17 protein-coding genes are annotated in these 19,370 nt (G+C 60.9%); 7 read left to right on the plus strand and 10 right to left on the minus strand.

The genetic code is table 11. The features are described from left to right. Nucleotides 1-231 precede the first annotated feature (231 nt). The 4 genes from AC4PS6_RS21470 to AC4PS6_RS21485 all read left to right on the plus strand — a co-directional run bounded on the left by AC4PS6_RS21470 (nucleotide 232) and on the right by AC4PS6_RS21485 (nucleotide 5,864). A complete protein-coding gene (locus AC4PS6_RS21470; RefSeq protein WP_003193064.1) occupies nucleotides 232-420 on the plus strand; it encodes a hypothetical protein in 189 nt (62 codons plus the stop codon). 186 nt (nucleotides 421-606) lie between these two features. Beyond that, nucleotides 607-2,532 carry an IucA/IucC family protein gene (locus tag AC4PS6_RS21475; RefSeq protein WP_032903120.1) on the plus strand — a complete coding sequence of 642 codons (1,926 nt, stop codon included), beginning with the start codon at nucleotides 607-609 and terminating at the stop codon, nucleotides 2,530-2,532. Beyond that, nucleotides 2,522-3,751: an MFS transporter gene (locus AC4PS6_RS21480; RefSeq protein WP_032903119.1), complete on the plus strand. Its 1,230-nt coding sequence runs from the start codon at nucleotides 2,522-2,524 to the stop codon at nucleotides 3,749-3,751. The genes AC4PS6_RS21475 and AC4PS6_RS21480 overlap by 11 nt, the downstream gene beginning before the upstream one ends. Next, entirely contained in the window at nucleotides 3,744-5,864 is a 2,121-nt protein-coding gene (locus AC4PS6_RS21485) for a TonB-dependent receptor (protein ID WP_014719401.1), read from the plus strand. The genes AC4PS6_RS21480 and AC4PS6_RS21485 overlap by 8 nt, the downstream gene beginning before the upstream one ends. Before the next feature lie 60 nt (nucleotides 5,865-5,924). Here AC4PS6_RS21485 and AC4PS6_RS21490 read toward each other — a convergent pair whose 3' ends face one another. From AC4PS6_RS21490 to AC4PS6_RS21520, 7 genes are all read right to left on the minus strand, one after another. Then, nucleotides 5,925-6,470 (minus strand): DUF2058 domain-containing protein, encoded by a 546-nt coding sequence (locus tag AC4PS6_RS21490; RefSeq protein WP_014719402.1) that lies wholly within the window; start codon nucleotides 6,468-6,470, stop codon nucleotides 5,925-5,927. A gap of 25 nt (nucleotides 6,471-6,495) precedes the next feature. Further along, nucleotides 6,496-7,329: a nucleoside triphosphate pyrophosphohydrolase gene (gene mazG / locus AC4PS6_RS21495; RefSeq protein ID WP_336826941.1), complete on the minus strand. Its 834-nt coding sequence runs from the start codon at nucleotides 7,327-7,329 to the stop codon at nucleotides 6,496-6,498. Nucleotides 7,330-7,483: 154 nt separating this feature from the next. After that, complete coding sequence (gene relA / locus AC4PS6_RS21500) at nucleotides 7,484-9,727, minus strand: GTP diphosphokinase (RefSeq protein ID WP_005790193.1); 2,244 nt, start codon at nucleotides 9,725-9,727, stop codon at nucleotides 7,484-7,486. Between the two features lie 121 nt (nucleotides 9,728-9,848). Continuing rightward, nucleotides 9,849-11,201, minus strand: a complete 1,353-nt coding sequence (gene rlmD, locus AC4PS6_RS21505) for a 23S rRNA (uracil(1939)-C(5))-methyltransferase RlmD (protein ID WP_038451087.1) — start codon at nucleotides 11,199-11,201, stop codon at nucleotides 9,849-9,851. Continuing rightward, nucleotides 11,201-12,103, minus strand: a complete 903-nt coding sequence (gene cysM / locus AC4PS6_RS21510) for a cysteine synthase CysM (RefSeq protein ID WP_003193080.1) — start codon at nucleotides 12,101-12,103, stop codon at nucleotides 11,201-11,203. The genes rlmD and cysM overlap by 1 nt, the downstream gene beginning before the upstream one ends. Nucleotides 12,104-12,208: 105 nt before the next feature. Beyond that, on the minus strand, nucleotides 12,209-12,808 hold the full coding sequence (locus AC4PS6_RS21515; protein ID WP_014719405.1) for a tRNA-uridine aminocarboxypropyltransferase: 600 nt from the start codon (nucleotides 12,806-12,808) through the stop codon (nucleotides 12,209-12,211). A 7-nt stretch (nucleotides 12,809-12,815) separates the two neighbouring features. Next, a complete protein-coding gene (locus AC4PS6_RS21520) occupies nucleotides 12,816-13,709 on the minus strand; it encodes a LysR family transcriptional regulator (protein WP_014719406.1) in 894 nt (297 codons plus the stop codon). 186 nt (nucleotides 13,710-13,895) lie between these two features. Between AC4PS6_RS21520 and speB the strand changes: the two genes are divergently transcribed. After that, nucleotides 13,896-14,846, plus strand: coding sequence for an agmatinase (gene speB, locus AC4PS6_RS21525; RefSeq protein WP_014719407.1), 951 nt, complete (start codon nucleotides 13,896-13,898; stop codon nucleotides 14,844-14,846). Between the two features lie 134 nt (nucleotides 14,847-14,980). Then, nucleotides 14,981-16,363, plus strand: coding sequence for a sodium:solute symporter family protein (locus tag AC4PS6_RS21530; protein WP_336826940.1), 1,383 nt, complete (start codon nucleotides 14,981-14,983; stop codon nucleotides 16,361-16,363). Nucleotides 16,364-16,540: 177 nt separating this feature from the next. Here the strand turns inward: AC4PS6_RS21530 and AC4PS6_RS21535 are convergent, their stop codons facing one another. Further along, nucleotides 16,541-16,663 (minus strand): PA1414 family protein, encoded by a 123-nt coding sequence (locus tag AC4PS6_RS21535; RefSeq protein ID WP_003193089.1) that lies wholly within the window; start codon nucleotides 16,661-16,663, stop codon nucleotides 16,541-16,543. A gap of 142 nt (nucleotides 16,664-16,805) precedes the next feature. Next, the gene (ptrR, locus tag AC4PS6_RS21540) at nucleotides 16,806-17,699 is read right to left on the minus strand and encodes a putrescine utilization regulator PtrR (protein WP_492180989.1); all 894 of its coding nucleotides are present in this window, start codon (nucleotides 17,697-17,699) and stop codon (nucleotides 16,806-16,808) included. A 104-nt stretch (nucleotides 17,700-17,803) separates the two neighbouring features. Between ptrR and AC4PS6_RS21545 the strand changes: the two genes are divergently transcribed. Further along, nucleotides 17,804-18,982, plus strand: coding sequence for an MFS transporter (locus AC4PS6_RS21545; protein ID WP_014719410.1), 1,179 nt, complete (start codon nucleotides 17,804-17,806; stop codon nucleotides 18,980-18,982). Here AC4PS6_RS21545 and AC4PS6_RS21550 read toward each other — a convergent pair. Then, the gene (locus AC4PS6_RS21550; RefSeq protein ID WP_081036829.1) at nucleotides 18,926-19,324 is read right to left on the minus strand and encodes a DUF2177 family protein; all 399 of its coding nucleotides are present in this window, start codon (nucleotides 19,322-19,324) and stop codon (nucleotides 18,926-18,928) included. The two genes, AC4PS6_RS21545 and AC4PS6_RS21550, sit on opposite strands and share 57 nt — an antisense overlap. Nucleotides 19,325-19,370 lie beyond the last annotated feature (46 nt).

The following is a 19,370-nucleotide window of genomic DNA, read 5'->3' on the forward strand; positions in this document are numbered from 1 at the left end:
TTGCCTGCGATAGCGGTGCCGAGGTCAACCTAGCCGACCTGAACATGAAACTTTTGTCATAAAGCCGCTGCGCTGGCGACGCAATGCCTTGGTTTACAAGGCCTGCAGCATTGTTGCGTTCCCCGCAATGAATTATTGCGCGCAAAATCAGTTTACTTAGCAAGCTAACAAATCATATAACAGAGGCCTGCGACGACTTGCCGCAGATCAACCAGAGATTGGAGCAAGCAGATGACTGTAAAAGTAACTGAACGCGACGATGAACATATGTCCCATGAAGCAGTAGGCCACGGGATTCACATCTGGGATGTCCATCAGCAAGACGTATTGGTCGGCATGTTTCACAACGAGAGCGACGCCCACAACTATAAAAACGAGCTCGAAACTCTCGAACTGCAACGCCAGGCAAAAAGCTCCTGAAGCTCTGAAATCATGTGGACGCCCGGCCCACGCAGCCGGGCCGTTTACGAGAAACCGCGCCTTTGGAGCGCGGTTTTTTTGTCAATAATCGCCATAAATTAATGTAACAAAAACACACACAAATAATGATTCTCGATATCATTCGTTCGCTTTTCATTCAGGCTCACGAATCAGGGAATCAATTAGATGCATGGAAATAGCAGCAAGCCAGAAAACGCGTTACTGGAACGCTGGAGCGAAGCACTTGCCACTGCGCAATTTCAGGCCAGCCACGTCAGCCTCCAAGCCCTGATCAATACGCTGGCACCCGCCGCCGAACGTAGCTTCCAACGCCTGATCCAAGCTTTGTTTCGTGAAAGCCTGCTGGCCCCCAGCACCCTCCTTTATGACGAACAGGGGCATTGCTCGCTGACACTACCTTGCCAAGCCCGACTACGTTTCGAACATTTGCGTCCTGGCCGCATGGCAAGCTGGGACCTGCGCGGCGAAGTCATCCTGTTGCGCGAAGGCCAGCCCGAACAGAAAATCCAATTCCCCTCACAATTGTTGACGTTACTTAACGCCAGCCTTGAGTCGCCTGCTGACCGGGAAGTGCTCAACCGCCTCAACGTCGAGATCGACGACAGCTTCATCAACGACACCTTGTGCCTGGCCTTCCATGAGCAATGGACGCTCAAGCTGCATGCGTCCATGGACCCGGTGTATCAAGACAATCTCCTCAGTCATCTCAAGAACAGCCCGAGCGTTATCAACCCGACTTCCGTGCTTGAACAGTGGGGAACACTGGGTCACCCATGGCACCCCAACTACAAGACCAAGCTAGGCCTGAATACCGAGCAAGTCATCGACTACTCGCCGGAATTCGAAGCACGCTTTCCGGTATTGCTGTGCGCGCTGCATCGCCAATTTGCCCATGTCGAAAAGTTGGCCGGTACCGCCGATTACTGGCAGTGGTGGAGCGAGCACTTCCCGCAAGCGGCACAGCAATTGACCGCAGTCCTGCAAGCACAAGGCCTTCAGGCAGGCGATTATCTGCCATTGCCCGCCCACCCTTGGCAGGCACGCCAGGAACTGCCCCAACTGTTCGCCAACGAAATCGGCGACAAACTGCTGGTGCTGACCGATATCGTCGCGTTTACCGCCCACCCCACCATGTCATTCAGAACCGTATTGCCTGAAGGGCGTTGCGATGCGCCTATGGTCAAATTGCCCGTGTCGCTGCGACTGACCAGCGTGCAGCGCACCGTCTCACCGCGCTCGGCGCGCATGGGCCCACGGATCAGCCATTTGCTGCTGGCCATTCTGGAGCGCGAGCCTGCGATTCAGAAAATCCTCAGCATCGTTCCCGAGCGTATCGGTGTGCATTTCAAGCCACAGCCGGCCAATGACGAGCACTCCCGCCACCTGGCGGTGCTCTATCGCGACAATCCCCATAGCCAGCTCCAGCCCGGGGAAATGGCCGTGCCGGTGGGCAGCCTGTTTGCCATTGATCAACACGGCCAGCCGCTGCTGCGCCAATGGGTGCGCCTGAGCCAAGGCAAGGATGACGCGGCGGCCATGCTCGCCTTCTTCCATGAGTACGCGGCGATCAGTGTGCCGGCGCTGCTGGGCATGTATTTGCGCTACGGCGTTGCATTCGAGGCCCATCAGCAGAACTCCTTTATGGTCATGGCCGCAGACCGGCAATTGAGCCGCCTGCTGTTACGCGATTTCGGCGATATCCGTATCGACCGCAAAACCTTGCACGCCCACGGCCTGGACATTGAACTGCACGACCCGAAGATGACGCTGTACGACGACGCAGGTTTCGTAAGGGACAAGCTGCTGCACACCGTATTCATGTGCCATCTGGGCGAGCTCATCCTGCTTGCCGCGCGCCACTTCGACATCCCCCAGGCGCTGCTCTGGAATGAACTGTCGGCTCAGGTCAGCCAGTGTTTTGACGACCTGCGCTCGCAGGTTGATCCGCAGCGCTGGGCCACCGAGCGCGAAGCACTGCTGGAGCACGCGTGGCCGGCCAAGTCGTTCATGCGCATGCGTCTGCTGGAGAGTCATGCCGATATCGTCGGGCGCCTGCCCAACCCGTTGAGCGCGGCCGCCAATGCCGACTAACAACACCGCGCTGCGGCTGCTGGTGGTGATTCAGTTGGTGTCGATGGGGGCGATGGAAATGAGCGGCCCGTTCTGGCCGCTGCAAATCCAGAAGCTGTTGGGCGTTGCCAATGCTCAGTACACCGGCCTGCTGTCTTCGCTGGTGTATGCCGGGCCGATGATGGCAGCGATGATCCTCACGCCCATGTGGGGGAAGCTGGGCGACCGTACCGGCCATAAGCCCATGATCATCCGCGCGTTGCTGGCACTGGCGGTGTGTCAGGCGCTGGCTGCGATAACGCCTGATCCGTGGTGGCTGGTGGTCATCCGCGTGGTGCAAGGTGCGTTGGCCGGCTTCATTGCAGCTGCCCAAGCCTACGCACTGGCCTGCTGCGGCGACGGCGGACGGGGTCACATTCTTGCCAGGCTGCAATCAGCCACTGCCGTAGGCTCCCTGGCCGGGCCGGTATTGGGCGGCTGGCTCATGGACATATCCGGTTTCGCATTGCTGTGCTACAGCGCCACCGCCGTCTGCCTGTTGTGCGCGATAATCAGCGCGTTCTTGCCCAGCGACTCACCACGATCCAGACCTGCCCGCCCATCGAAGCCTGTCGCACTGCCCAAAGGCTGGCTTGGCGCGATGTTGGGGATCATCGTACTGATCCAGGCAGCCAGGATGATGCCGCAACCGTTTTACGCTTTATATGTTGCCGAGGTTTTGCAGGCGCCCGCGTGGCTGATCGGCGCCAGCTATGGCGCCAGCGCCTTGACCCTGGCACTGTCTGCGCCGTTATGGGGCCGCCTGTTCGATCGACATCAGCCAGCACATACGCTGCGCATCATCGAATGGGTCACCTGGGCCTGCGCCCTCACGCTGGCCTGCACGGCGCTGGCCAGTGAATGGTTGGGGTTCATCGCCAGCCGGTTGCTGTGGGGCGTGTGGCAGGGAGCTTTGCTGCCCGTGGCCTACACGCTGATCGCCAATACCGTCGCGTCCAGCCAGCAGGGTTTTGCCCTGGGCATGGGTAACAGCGCCGCCAAAGCAGGTGCGCTGTGCGGCGCCTTGATAGGCGGTATCGGCATGGGGTGGGTGGGCCTGGCGCACAGCTTCTGGCTGGTCGCACTGACCTATGCATTGGCCGCAGTGAGTATCCGCGCGATCCGTTCATATACGCGAGCGCCTGAGACACCCGATTTTTCTGTCAATACTTCTAATAACTCTGAGACAAACCATGAATAAATCGCAATTGGCCGTTCTGCTGCCGCTTCTCGGCTCGATGAGTGCGCCCGCCTGGGCCGATCAGACAGAACAGACACAGGCAGCCCCGACCAGCCTGCAATTACAGGCAACAGTCGTATCGGCCACGCGCAGCGAAACCAGCATTGCGCAGATTCCAGGCTCAGTGCAGGTGATCAATGAAGCGCAAATCCGCCAGCAGACCGGGGCAGGACGTCGGGTCGCCGATATCCTCGGCCAACTGGTGCCTGGCATTGCCCCTTCCAGCGGCGGCATGAGCAACTTCGGCCAGACGCTTCGCGGGCGTAATACCCTGATCCTGATCGATGGGGTTTCACAAAACGCCACGCGCGATAACTTCCGCCAGCTCAACAGCGTGGCACCGGAAAGCATCGAGCGTATCGAAGTGATCTCCGGTGCCAGCAGTGTCTACGGCGCAGGCGCATCGGGCGGCATCATCAACATCATCACCAAACGCAACCAAGGTGAAGACCTGGCGTTCAGCAGCAAGATCGGCATGACCGCCGGTAACAACCTCAGCCACAAGGGGTTCGCTTACCAGGCGTTCCAAAGCGCCACCGGGCGCAAGGGCCCGGTGGACTGGTACCTCTCGGGCAACACCGTGCAGCGCAACGATCAGTTCGACGGTAATGGCAAGCGCATTCCCCAGGACACGTCCCAGGGCAGCAACATGGACACCGATACCTACGACCTGCAAGGTCGCTTCGGCTATGAGCTTGATGACGACAAGAAGATCAGCCTGTCGCTGCAAGACTACAAGGACGAACAAGACACCCGCTACACCAAGAACCCCCGCATCACCAGCAACGCAGTCGCCGTAAAAGGCCTGGACCTGGGCGACCAGCCCTACACCCACAACCAGGCGGTCAACCTCAACTACGCCGACAAGGATTTCTACGGCCAGGGCCTGCAGATCGAAAGCTACTGGCGGCGGGCCGACGCCCTGTTCTTTCCAGACCTGTCCCGAGGCCGGGCAGGCGTGTCAGATAACAACAGCGTGCAGGACGTCTACGGCCTGCGTGCGGCGATCGAGACCCAGATGCCGGACATCGGCCCGGCAACGGGCAACCTGGTATGGGGCGCGGACTACGACCATGAAACCTCACGCCAGCGTGGCGACCAATACCGGGTCAATGGCCTGACCTACACGAAAACCGGTACCACGTTCGAACTGGGTCCAGATATCGAGACCACCACCAAAGCCATCTTTGGCCAGCTCTCCTACGACATCGACAACTGGACCTTGCGCGGTGGCGTACGTCGCGAATGGATTGAGAGTAAAGTCTCCGACAGCATCGCGTATGGCGAAATCGTCCAGACCGGCAACCGCGCGACACTGCCCGGTGGCACGCTCAAATACGATGACACGCTGTATAACCTCGGTGCGGTGTACCACCTGACCGACAACCAGGATGTGTTCGTCAACTTCAGCCAGGGCTTTTCCCTACCGGATATCCAGCGCTTCCTGCGTGACGTGAACAGCCAATACGATATCCAGGACCTCAATGCCCAGGCCTTGAAAGTCGATAGTTACGAGCTGGGCTGGCGTGGCGACTGGGACAAGTGGCAGGCCAGTGTCACCGCGTACGAAAACACCTCGGATGTCACACAGTTCTATGATGCCAATGATCGTGTGCTGCGCCTGATCAATCAGAAAGAACGCGTACGTGGCGTCGAAACCGGCCTGACCTATAACATCAGCGACCAATGGTCCGTCGGCGGTACTTACGCTTACGCCAAAGGCGAGACCCAGCAGAACGGCAAGTGGATCGACCTGCCTGCCACCCGCATCTCCCCCGCCAAGACCACAGCCTTTGTCGGCTATGAGCGTGACGACTACAGCCTGCGCTTGCAGGGTATGCGCCTGGCCAATTATGACGCGGCGGCCAAAGACAACAACGGCCGCGATATCCAGGGCTACACCCTGGTCGACTTGCTGGGCTCGGTAAGGCTACCGGTAGGCCGCCTCGAAGGTGCGGTGTACAACCTCACGAACCGCAACTACCAGAACATGTTCGCCCAGGCCAACGCCCGCGCACCGTACCCGAATGCCGAAGGTCGTACCTTCAGCCTGAGTTACGCAGTGGATTGGTAACAGGCTGCACGCTTAAAACACAAACCCCGCCGTTTGGCGGGGTTTGTCGTTTCTAGCGGCTTACCACATCAGATCATCAGGGATCTGGTAAGCGGCGTACGGATCGTCTTCATCCGGCACCTGGCTTTCGGTGAGGATGTTGAGCTGCACGATACGCTCCGGAGCACGCTCCTGGATTTTGAGCGCCGCTTCGCGCGGGATCACCTCGTAGCCGCCACCGTGGTGCACGATCGCCAGGGAGCCGTTGCTCAGCTTGTTGCGCATCAGCGTGTTGACCGACAGGCGCTTGACCTTCTTGTCATCGACGAAGTTGTAGTAGTCCTCGGTGGTCAGCTTGGGCAGGCGCGAGGTCTCGATCAGTTGCTTGACCTGGGCGGTACGCGCCTTGGCCTCGGCTTTTTCCTGCTGCTGACGGTTCAGCTCCTGGTCACGCTTGACCTTCTCGGCGTGTGCCTCAGCGGCCAGGCGCGCCTGAGTATCATCGACTTCGGCCTGGCCCTTGTGGACCAGGCGCTGCTGTTTCTGCTTCTCTTTGCCGACCTGTTTGGCCTGCTTTTGGTTGACCAGACCTGCTTTGAGCAACTGGTCGCGAAGGGAAAGGCTCATGGTGCTTACTCACTTAGGCAGCTGCTCAACCGCAGCTGGACACATTCTTTTCCTGGCGTTTGGCTTCGCCCCACAGGGCGTCCAACTCTTCGAGGGTGCAATCTTCTATGGGTTGGTGCGTATCGCGCAATGCCTGTTCGATAAATCGGAAACGTCGTTCGAACTTGGCATTGGCACCGCGCAAGGCGGTTTCCGGGTCGACCTTGAGGTGACGGGCCAGGTTGACCGCGGCAAACAGCAGGTCGCCGACTTCATCGGCGATGGCTGCCGAGTCGTTATCGGCCATGGCTTCGAGCACTTCGTCCAACTCTTCGCGCACGTTATCCACCACCGGCAACGCGGACGGCCAGTCGAAACCGACCTGGCTGGCGCGCTTTTGTAATTTGGCCGCACGGGATAACGACGGTAAGGCGGTGGGCACATCATCGAGCAGGGAGAGTTGCTCGGGAGCGTCGGACTTTTCTGCGCGCTCCTCAGCTTTGATCTGCTCCCAGCGTTCCTTGACCTGTTCTTCGCTCAACTGCGGGATATCCAGCGGTGCGTACAGGTCGCCGGTTGGGAACACGTGAGGATGCCGGCGAATCAACTTACGGGTGATGCCGTCGATCACGCCGGCAAATTCGAAGCGCCCTTCTTCCCGCGCCAGTTGGCTGTAATACACCACTTGGAACAGCAGGTCGCCCAACTCACCTTGCAGGTGATCGAAATCGCCGCGCTCGATGGCGTCGGCCACTTCATAGGCCTCCTCCAGCGTGTGCGGGACGATGGTCGCGTAGGTTTGCTTGATGTCCCACGGGCAGCCGTATTGCGGGTCGCGCAGGCGGCTCATCAGGTGCAGCAGGTCTTCGATTGAATACATCGTATCTCTTTCCGCTGAAAATCCAATGTGGGAGCTGGCTTGCCTGCGATGCTCGCGACTCGGTGCTTCAGTTAAACCGAGGTGATGCTATCGCAGGCAAGCCAGCTCCCACATGAAGCAGCTAACACAATTCAGTTCGCGCCCATCCAGCTATTCATGGGGTGCGGTTGCGCCGGGTTTCGATGATGTTCGGCAACTGGGAAATCCGCCCCAGCAACCGTCCCAGTGCGTCCAACCCCGGAATCTCGATGGTCAGGGACATCAACGCAGTGTTGTCTTCCTTGTTCGAACGGGTGTTGACCGCCAGCACGTTGATCCGCTCGTTGAGCAGCACTTGCGAGACGTCACGCAGCAAGCCGGAACGGTCGTAGGCACGGATGATAATGTCCACCGGATACGTGAGCACCGGCACCGGCCCCCAGCTGACCTGGATGATTCGCTCCGGTTCGCGCCCGCCCAACTGCAGCACCGAGGCGCAGTCCTGGCGGTGAATGCTCACGCCACGGCCCTGGGTGATGTAGCCGACGATGGCGTCGCCCGGCAACGGCTGGCAGCAGCCGGCCATTTGCGTCATCAGGTTGCCCACGCCCTGGATCTGGATATCGCCACGCTTGCCCGGCTTGTAGCCAGTGGCTTTGCGCGGGATCAGCTCCAGCTGTTCGTTGCCGCGCTCAGGCTCGACCAGTTGCTGGGCCAGGTTGACCAGTTGCGCCAGGCGCAGGTCGCCCGCGCCGAGGGCGGCAAACATGTCTTCGGCGATCTTCATGTTGGCCTTTTCGGCCAGCTTGTCGAAGTCCACCTGAGGCAGGCCCAGGCGCGCCAGTTCGCGTTCAAGCAAGGTCTTGCCGGCGGCGACGTTCTGGTCACGTGCCTGTAGCTTGAACCAGTGGACGATCTTCGCCCGCGCCCGCGAAGTGGTGATGTAACCCAGGTTCGGGTTCAGCCAGTCGCGGCTCGGCGTACCGTGCTTGCTGGTGATGATCTCGACCTGTTCACCGGTTTGCAGGCTGTAGTTGAGCGGCACGATGCGCCCGTTGATCTTGGCGCCGCGGCAGTTATGCCCGATTTCGGTGTGCACGCGGTAGGCAAAGTCCAGCGGCGTGGCGCCCTTGGGCAAGTCGATGGCGTGGCCGTCAGGCGTGAAGATATAGACCCGGTCCGGCTCGATATCCACCCGCAGTTGCTCGGCCAGGCCGCCGATGTCGCCGAGTTCTTCGTGCCATTCCAGCACTTGGCGCAGCCAGGAGATCTTCTCTTCGTACTGGTTGGACCCGGCCTTGACGTCGGTGCCCTTGTAGCGCCAGTGCGCGCACACCCCCAGCTCGGCCTCTTCGTGCATGGCGTGGGTGCGGATCTGCACTTCCAGCACCTTGCCTTCAGGGCCGATCACGGCGGTGTGCAGCGAGCGGTAGCCGTTTTCCTTGGGGTTGGCGATATAGTCGTCAAATTCCTTGGGGATGTGGCGCCACAGGGTGTGGACGATACCCAGCGCGGTGTAGCAGTCGCGCATTTCCGGCACCAGCACGCGCACCGCACGCACGTCGTAGATCTGGCTGAAGGCCAGGCCCTTGCGCTGCATTTTGCGCCAGATGGAATAGATGTGCTTGGCGCGGCCGCTGATGTCCGCGTCCACGCCGGTGGCCTGCAGCTCCGAACGCAACTGGCCCATCACGTCGCTGATAAAGCGCTCGCGGTCCAGGCGCCGCTCATGCAGCAGCGTGGCGATCTGTTTGTACTGGTCAGGTTCCAGGTAGCGGAAGGACAAATCCTCCAGCTCCCACTTGATATGGCCGATGCCCAGGCGATGGGCCAGCGGCGCGTAGATGTCGAAGACTTCGCGGGCCACACGGTTGCGCTTTTCGTCATCGGCGGTCTTCACCGCACGGATCGCGCAGGTACGCTCGGCCAGCTTGATCAGGGCGACGCGTACGTCGTCGACCATCGCTACCAGCATTTTGCGCAGGTTCTCTACCTGGCCCTGGGTGCCCAGCACCATCGACTGCCGCGGGCTGAGGCTGGCGCTAATGGCCGCCATGCGCAGCACGCCGTCGATCAGCTTGGCCACCACCGAACCGAAACGCTGGCCAACGGTGGCCAACGGAATATGCCCTTCGCGTACGCCGCGATAGAGCACGGCGGCGATCAGCGAATCCTGGTCCAGCTTGAGATCGGCCAGGATCTCGGCGATTTCCAGGCCAGTGCGAAAACTTGAAGTGCCTTCGGCCCATAGGTTCTTGGCCGCATTGTCTTGCTGTTCAGACTCACGAGCGAACTCGCAGGCTGCTTTCAAGGCTTCACGGTCCAGTGCCGGGTCGACACTGACGGCATGATCCAGCCATGCCTCGAGATTGATACTGCCGTCGGTGTTGATCGGCTGGTGTGCTCTCACCTGTACCATCTTGCTTACCTTCCCTACGACGCACCTTCGATGCGCCAAAATCATCGCCGACTTTTACTGCGAGCTCCGTGGCAGTGTTCAGGCCCTGGAGAACGCAGGCCAGTCGGATTAAACGGGCATCCTAGCCCGCTTCAAATAACGCCATGGCCTCGACATGCGCGGTCTGCGGAAACATGTCGAGGATCCCGGCACGCTTTAGCCGGTAGCCTTGCTTGACCAACTCAACCGTGTCCCGCGCCAGCGTGGCTGGGTTGCAGGACACATACACCAGGCGCTTGGCCCCCAAGGCGGCGAGTTTGCGCACAACCTCCAGGGCACCATCGCGGGGTGGGTCCAAGAGTACCGCAGAAAAGCCCTGTTTGGCCCATTCTGCGTCGGTCAAAGGCTGGGACAAATCGGCCTGAAAAAACTGTGCGTTATGCAAATGGTTGCTGACGGCATTGAGGGCCGCACGGTCCACCATGGCCTGTACGCCCTCCACCGCCACCACTTCGCGTACGTGGCGAGCCAGTGGCAGGGCGAAATTGCCCAGGCCGCAAAACAGGTCCAGTACCCGTTCGTCGGCTTGTGGCGCGAGCCATTGCAGGGCTTGGGCGACCATCGCCTGGTTGACCCCGGCGTTGACCTGCACAAAGTCGCCCGGACGGTACGCCAGCTCCAGATCCCACGCCTCCAAACGGAAGCCCAGGGCCTGACCCGGCTCGACGGGCTCCGGCTGCCCTTCCCCGTGCAGCCACAATTGGGCGTCATGGAAGGTGCAGAATTCCTTGAGGATCTGCAGGTCAGCCTCGGACAACGGCGCCATATGCCGCAGCAACACGGCGATGGACGAACCGCTGAACAACTCGACATGCCCCAACGCCTGCGGTTTGCTCAAGCGACGCAGCATCGCTGGCAAACGCTGCATGATCGGTTGCAAGGCCTGTACCAGCACCGGGCAATCATCGATAGCGACGATGTCCTGACTGGCCACGGCGCGAAAACCCACTTCGAGTTGCTTCGCCTTGGCGTCCCAACGCACGGCTACGCGGGCGCGGCGCCGATAACCGAACTCCGGCCCGCTCAACGGCGCGGCCCACTCTTGCGGTTCGACACCTGCCACCCGCGACAGTTGCTCGGCGAGCATGCGCTGTTTCAGGGCAAGTTGCTGGTCATGAGGCAGATGCTGCACGCTGCAGCCGCCACAGCGGCCAACATGAGCGCAGGGCGCAGGGCGCCGCAGCTCACTCGCCTGGAACACCCGCTCGGTGCGCGCCTCGACCACTTTGCCATGGGCGCCCAGCACCCGTGCTTCCACCTCTTCGCCGGCCAACGCACCAGTCACAAACCAGGTGCGGCCTTCAAAGAACACGATGCCTCGGCCATCATTGGCCAGGCGCTCGATGGTCAGGCGTTGTTTCTTGCCCACCGGGATCTGCGGGGCCCGGCTGCCGCCCGTTGGCTGGAAGCGCAAGCCTCTCTCGTGCTTGGCCATCAGTTGGGTTCGTCGAAAATGCCGGTCGACAGGTAACGGTCGCCTCGGTCACAGATGATCGCGACGATCACCGCGTTTTCCACTTCTTTGGACAAGCGCAACATACCGGCCACGGCGCCACCGGAGGACACGCCGCAGAAGATGCCTTCTTCACGGGCCAGGCGGCGCGTGGTGTCTTCGGCTTCGCGCTGGGCCATGTCGATGATGCGGTCTACCCGCGTGGCGTTGTAGATCTTCGGCAAATATTCTTCGGGCCAACGACGAATACCCGGGATGGCCGCGCCTTCCATCGGTTGCAGGCCGACGATCTGAATCGCTGGGTTCTGCTCCTTGAGGTAGCGCGAGTTGCCCATGATGGTACCGGTGGTGCCCATGGAGCTGACGAAGTGGGTGATGGTGCCCTGGGTCTGGCGCCAGATCTCCGGGCCGGTGCTGGTGTAGTGCGCCTCGGGGTTGTCGCCGTTGGCGAACTGATCGAGCACCACGCCACGGCCTTCGGCGGCCATGCGCTCGGCAAGATCGCGGGCGCCTTCCATGCCTTCTTCCTGAGTCACCAGGATCAGTTGGGCACCATAGGCGGTCATCGCCGCCTTGCGCTCGGCACTGCCGTTGTCGGGCATGATCAGCACCATCTTGTAACCCTTGATCGCTGCGGCCATGGCCAGGGCGATCCCGGTGTTACCGGAGGTGGCTTCGATCAGGGTGTCGCCGGGTTTGATCTGCCCACGCAACTCGGCGCGGGCGATCATCGACAGTGCCGGGCGGTCTTTGACGGAGCCGGCCGGGTTGTTGCCCTCGAGTTTGAGCAACAGGGTATTGCTGGTTTCACCCGCCATGCGTTGCAAGCGGACCAGGGGCGTGTTGCCGACACAATCGGCGATTGTTGGGTACTGCAAGGTCATGGCGTATTCGCAATCCAGACTGCGGGGCGCACATCATACCGGGAAAGGCCGGCGGGCCATATCACGCAAAGTGTGGTGCTTATGGCTTAAAGGCATAAGCCGGGTTTATGTCGGGTCGCCATGGTTGCGCTGGAATACTTCATCGCCCATCGCAGCAATCTGCCCTTCGATCAGCGCTTCAAAGGGTTTGAGCAGTGGCTCAAACGACGTCGGCGCTTCCAATACCTGCAACGCTTGCGTGATTGCTTCGACCGTCGACAAGGCGCCAGGCCCCGGCGCCTTGCGCAAGCGATAGCGGGAAACGCCGCCTTCGGCCAATGTCACCCGGGGCAACGCCGCCAGCAAGGGGTTGAGGTGCAGCAGTTTGCGCGCCTTGCGCCAGGTGCCATCGGGAACCACCAGCAGCAGTGGCTGATCGTCAGGTGCGTAGGCGTGCAGCGGCTCGGCTTCATCCGCCGGAAACAACAGGCGTGCCCGATAGCCAGGCGGGTTCAATAGCGTCGCCAGGTCATCAAACACCTCCCCCACCACCAACTGCGCGTTGTTCAGGCCCAACGCCGCCAACCGCGCAGTATTGAGCGCATGGCCGACCTCGCTCGGGTGCTGCAACACCAACACGCGGGTGCGGCTGTCGAGGTGGGGGATCAGCGCACACAGGCAGTGCGTGGTCGGGCGCAGGCAGCGCGGGCAATGGGGTCGGGACATGGTGTGTTCAGGCCTGGTTGAGCTGGGTCTTGAGCAAATCGCGGAAGGTCTGGATCAGGGGCTCGCGGCTGCGGCCACGGCGCATGATCAGCGAAAACGGCGCCTGGTAGCCGAAGGTGGCCGGCAGCAAAACGCGCAGGTCGCCCTTGTCAGCCCAGGCCTGGGCGTAGTGTTCGGGCAGGTAGCCAATATAAGCGCCCGACAGCACCAGAATCAGTTGCGCCTCCATACTTTCCACCGTGGCAGCGCTGTGCTTGAAGCCGTGGCGCGCCAGCTCGGCCTGGCTCCAGTAACCTCGCCCGACCATGCGTTGCTGGGTGATCACTTGTTCCGGGATGCGCCGCTCGTTGAACAATGGGTGCCGGTTGCTGCAATACAACCAGTGCTGTTCGCGGTACAGCGGCATGTAGACCAGCCCGCTCATGCGGTTGGAGAACGCACCGATGGCCAGGTCCAGGCGATTGTCCTGGACCCCCAGTTGCAATTCGTAGGGGCTCATCACCGACAGGTGTAAATGCACCGCCGGGTGCTCCAGGCTGTAGGCGCCAATCACTTCGGCGAACGGCAAGGCCTTGTCGCTGACGGTGGAGTCGAGCACCCCGAGCTTGAGGGTGCCGCGCAATTCGCCTTTCAACGCAGCGGCGTATTGCTCGAAACCTTCGAGTTCGCCCAACAGGCGCAGGGTTTCCTGATGAAACAGCTCGCCCTTGCTGGTCAGGCTGAAGCCGCCACGGCCACGATGGCACAGCACCAGGCCCAAGGCTGACTCGAGTTGGCTCATGTAGGTGCTGATGGCCGACGTCGACAGGTTGAGCTCGTGCTGGGCGTTGGCAAACCCTTGGTGGCGCACGACGCTGACGAAGATGCGCAGGAGTTTCAGGTCGGGCAAGGCGTTGGCCATGGGGGCTCCAGGGGGGGCACACTAAATTGTGGGAGCTGGCTTGCCTGCTCCCACATTTGAATGGAGTTTACCCCAGGCTTTAGTTTAGAAAAATCTGAACTAAGTATTTGCCTCTGCCGATTCTTCCTAAGCCAGGCTTTTCGCAGAATCGGCCATCAACAAACAAAACAACGATGAGGCAATCCCGTGGACAAGATTTTCCACCAACCACTGGGCGGCAACGAAATGCCGCGCTTCGCAGGCATCGCCACCATGATGCGTCTTCCCCACCTGCAAACCGCCAAGGGCCTGGACGCCGCCTTCGTCGGAGTGCCTCTGGATATCGGCACCTCGCTGCGCGCCGGTACGCGCTTCGGCCCACGGGAAATCCGTGCCGAGTCGGTGATGATCCGCCCCTATAACATGGCCACCGGCGCTGCCCCCTTCGACTCATTGTCGGTGGCCGATATCGGCGACGTGGCGATCAATACCTTTAACCTGCTCGACGCGGTGCGCATCATCGAAGAAGCCTACGACGAGATCCTCGAGCACAATGTCATCCCCCTGACCCTGGGTGGCGACCACACCATCACCCTGCCGATCCTGCGGGCGATCCACAAAAAACATGGCAAGGTCGGGCTGGTGCATATCGATGCCCACGCCGACGTCAACGACCATATGTTCGGCGAGAAAATTGCCCACGGCACCACCTTCCGCCGCGCCGTGGAAGAAGGCTTGCTCGATTGCGACCGCGTGGTGCAGATCGGCTTGCGTGCCCAGGGGTATACCGCCGAAGACTTCAACTGGAGCCGTAAGCAAGGCTTTCGCGTGGTCCAGGCCGAAGAATGCTGGCATCACTCCCTGGCGCCGCTGATGGCCGAAGTGCGAGAAAAAGTCGGCGGCGGCCCGGTGTACCTGAGCTTCGACATCGATGGCATCGACCCCGCCTGGGCGCCCGGCACCGGCACCCCGGAAATCGGCGGGCTGACCACCATCCAGGCCATCGAAATCATCCGCGGCTGCCAGGGCCTCGATCTGATTGGTTGCGACTTGGTAGAAGTGTCGCCGCCCTACGACACCACCGGCAACACCTCGCTGCTGGGCGCCAACTTGCTGTACGAGATGCTCTGCGTACTGCCTGGCGTCGCGCATCGCTGATACAGCGTCTCCACATTAACAATCAAGGGGATCTAACAGGTCCCCACAACGATGTACCTGACTTTCGCTCGCGTGTTTACCGAGCCAGCTGCCGCCTGATCGCCCATAAAAAATATAATCGGAGAACCGCCGTCATGGCTTTGGATTTATTCGTCGTACTCATCTACGCCGCCGGCATGCTGGTGCTCGGCTACTACGGCATGCGTCGCGCCAAGACCCACGAAGACTACCTGGTCGCCGGCCGTAACCTCGGCCCGTCCCTGTACATGGGCACCATGGCCGCCACGGTACTAGGCGGTGCCTCCACCGTCGGCACCGTGCGCCTGGGGTATGTGCATGGTATTTCGGGTTTCTGGCTGTGCGCCGCACTCGGCGCGGGCATCATTGCCCTGAACCTGTTCCTGGCCAAGCCCCTGTTGAAGCTGAAAATCTTCACCGTCACCCAGGTCCTGGAAAAACGCTATAACCCCATGGCCCGCCAGGCCAGCGCGGTGATCATGCTGGCCTACGCGCTGATGATCGGCGTGACCTCGATCCTGGCCATCGGCACCGTGCTGCAAGTGCTGTTCGACCTGCCGTTCTGGATGTCGGTACTGGTGGGCGGCGGCGTGGTGGTGGTGTATTCGACCATCGGTGGCATGTGGTCGCTGACCCTCACCGATATTGTGCAATTTGTGATCAAGACCGTCGGTCTGATGTTCATCCTGTTGCCGATCTGCCTGTACCGCGTCGGTGGCTGGGATGAGCTGGTGGCCAAGCTGCCGACGTCGAACTTCAGCTTCACCGCGATCGGCTGGGACACGATCATCACCTACTTCATGATCTACTTCTTCGGCATCCTGATCGGCCAGGATATATGGCAACGGGTGTTCACCGCCCGTGACGAAAAGGTCGCCCAGTACGCAGGCACTTTCGCCGGCTTCTATTGCATCCTGTACGGCCTGGCCTGTGCGCTGATCGGCATGGCCGCCCATGTGCTGATCCCGGACCTGGACAACGTCAACAATGCCTTCGCCGCGATCGTCAAAGCTTCGCTGCCGGACGGCATTCGCGGCCTGGTCATCGCCGCCGCGCTGGCCGCCATGATGTCCACCGCCAGCGCCGGCCTGCTCGCCGCCTCCACTGTGTTGACCGAAGACCTGCTGCCCCGCCTGCGCGGCGGCAAGGCGTCGAGCCTGCGCATCAACCGGCTGTTCACCCTGTTGACCGGCATTGCCGTGCTGGGTATCGCATTGGTGGTGAACGATGTGATCAGCGCCCTGACCCTGGCCTATAACCTGTTGGTGGGCGGTATGTTGGTACCCTTGATCGGCGCGATCTTCTGGAAGCGCGCGACCACCTCGGGCGCAATCACGTCCATGAGCCTGGGCTTTGTGACCGCGCTGGTGTTTATGTTCAAGGATGGGCTGGATGCAAACACGCCGATCTACTACAGCCTGGCAGTGGCGCTGGTGAGCTTTGTACTGGTGAGTTTGCTGTCGCGTCGGCCGGCCAAGGTGGCGGCTGCGGTGGTTTGAGCTATAACAGGGACGAGGATATTTTCTTCAGCGGGCGCGACGTCGGAGGTCGCGCCCGTTTTTTTCGCCTAGTGCAATACAACTGTGGGAGCGGGCTTGCTCGCGAAAGCGGTGTGTCATTCAACCTTTCCGTTGGCTGATACACCGCTTTCGCGAGCAAGCCCGCTCCCACATTTTTTAGCGGCGACGGGGCCGACGTTGCTCGTCATCCGTGCGAATCGGCACCGGTTGCAGCGGAGGCTCGATCAAGCCCAACGCAACGCCAAGGTCGTGGAGCCAGTTTTGGATTTTCTCTTTCATGATTGCCCCCTTTGAGGGTAGTGCTGGCCGGCGTGAGTTCTGTCGCCGTTTCCTACAGTGATAGTAGCCCTAAGTCCTAGGTAATGCTTGAAGGAAACCACAACGAACTATTACTGAATTGATCCGAATCCTGACGGATCGTTCAAGCAATCGCGCGAGTGTCTTGCACGCACAGTGGGTTGCCGTCTTGCTGCAGGTCGATCCATGCGTTGAGGTTAGCGCCGAGCATACCCTTTCGCCACATCAGCCAGGTGGTCGCAGTGGCAAAAGGCCCGGTCAGCGGATGAACGGACACGCTGTCCTTGCCGGGAAGGCTTGCGAGCATGGATTCAGACATCAACGCCACGCCGGAACCTGGGATCACGCAAGCGAGCATGCCTTGGTAGGACTCGATCTCGATCGCCCGCCCCATCGCCACTCGCTCATGGGAAAACCAGGTTTCCAGGCGCGTGCGGTAGGCGCAACTGCGCCGGAACGTGAACACCGCACGGCCCGCCACATCCTGGGGGCCACGCACCGGCGGATGATCGGCCTCGCAAATCAGCACCAGGCGCTCTTCGCATAGCGGTACGCCATCCAGGGTGGCGATGGTCAGCGGGCCGTCGACGAAGGCTGCGTCCAGGCGCCCGGTAATCAGCCCTTCCAGCAACTCCCCACTGGGTGCCGACTGCACCTGAAGGTTCACCATGGGGTAAGTCTTGTGATAGCGCGCCAGCAGCTTCGGCAAATGAACTGCGGCGGTGCTGTACATGCTGCCCAATACGAAATCACCGGCCGGTTGCCCGCCTTGTACGGCGCCGTGTGCTTCATCATGCAGCGCCAGCAGGCGAGTGCTGTAGTCCAGCAGTACCTTGCCCGCCGGAGAAAGCTGCAAACGCTGGCGCTCGCGCACGAACAGGTCGACACCCAATTGCTCTTCCATTTGTTTAAGCCGGGTCGACAGGTTGGACGGCACGCGGTGCAGGCGCTCGGCGGCACGGGTAATGGAGCCCTCTTCCGCCACAGCCTGGAAAATGCGCAATTGACTGAACTCCATTACTTTCTCCAAAACTGAACAAGTTACTCACTATTATTCAATTTTACAGAAAGTCAATCCGTCTTAGCCTGCAAGGCATTCGCTTCTTTGCAGGAAACCTGAACATGTCCCCGCTGATTCGTTTACTCGCCAGCTCCGTCGCCCTGATGATGGCCATGGGCATTGGCCGCTTCGCCCTGACTCCGCAAATGCCGCATTTGCTCAGTGAAGGCCAGATCGACCTGACCGGCGCCGGCCTGCTCGCTGCCGCCAATTACCTGGGTTATTTCGTCGGCGCGGTGGACTCGATCTTTGCCCGTAGCCATCAGCATGTGCGCGGGCGCCTCTACGGCGGGTTGTGGCTGTGCGTATTGCTGACCCTGGCGTCCTACTGGGCTAACGGGTTCTGGCCGCACTTGTTGCTGCGCTTTGGCACCGGGGTCGCCAGTGCCTGGGCCCTGGTGATGATTACCAGCCTGAGCCAGCCACTGGCGACTGCCGCCGGCCGCCCGCGCCTGGGTGCGTTGGTGTTTGCAGGGCCGGGGTTGGGGATTGTGCTGACGGGGCTGCTGGCGTTGGTTTCCAACCTATTAGGGCAAAGCTCTGCCACGCTGTGGTTGCTCTACGGGACGGTAGCGCTGGTGATGCTGCTGGCGATCCTGCCGTTTTTACCCAAGCCGGCCGTCACTGTTACCCAGGTCTCCAGCGCGGGGAGCAACGGCAGCATCGCGCACCTGTGCTGGATTTATTTCCTGTACGGCCTGGGCTACATCATCCCGGCGACTTTTCTGTCGCAGATGGCCAGCGCTCAATTCAACGGGGCCTGGCAGGCCGATCTGTTCTGGCCCTGCTTTGGCCTGGCGGCCGCGCTGGGAGTGGGGGTGGCCAGCCTGCGCCGCAAGCACCCGAACACCACCCGTCGCTGGCTGATGGCGACTTTATGGCTGCAAGCGGCCGGGGTATTTGCCTGCCTGCTGGGCAATGGCTGGGGCTTGGCGCTGGGCGTGTTGCTGTGCGGTGCGCCATTTTTGGCCTGCATGCAGTTGGTGATGGCGCGATTAAGGGAGGTCGCACCCCATGGCTACCAACGCAGCACGGGGCTGCTGACCGCCAGCTTCGCCGTCGGCCAATTGAGCGGGCCACTATTGGCGTCGGTCAGCAGCCACCTCAGTGGCGGCCTGCAACCGGCGTTGGTCGCTGCCGGTACCGGGTTGTTATTAGCCGGTTCAGTACTGATCAACCGCCCTCTACCGCCGCAGCCGATTTGCACACAAGTGGCCAGCGGTGCAGCAAATGGCGGTTAGGCACGTGCCCCACGCCATGTCCATCAGCGCCAACCCGGCGGACCAGCCTTGAAGCGTGGCCCAGTTGCTCAGGTCATAGGTGCCATAGGCCACCAAGCCAAGCAAGGCGCCCAAACGCGCAGCGCGCTGCCAACTGGCGCTGGGCAAGATCACCAACACCACGCAACCGAGGACATACAGGAGATAGAACAATATCGCAGGCAACAGGCGTGGCTGATCAAGCATCAGCGTGCCGAGCAGGGATTTATAGGTGGAGCCCATGAGCACGCCAAGCCAGAGGCCGTCGAGGACCAGGAAGGCGAGCAAGGTGCCGAGGTAGGCATACAACGACTTTCTGGACATGAGCAAGCCCTACTGTGAAGGCAAGCTTGTTGTGGCGAGCAAGCTT

This window comes from Pseudomonas sp. DW-iso17, assembly GCF_058725345.1.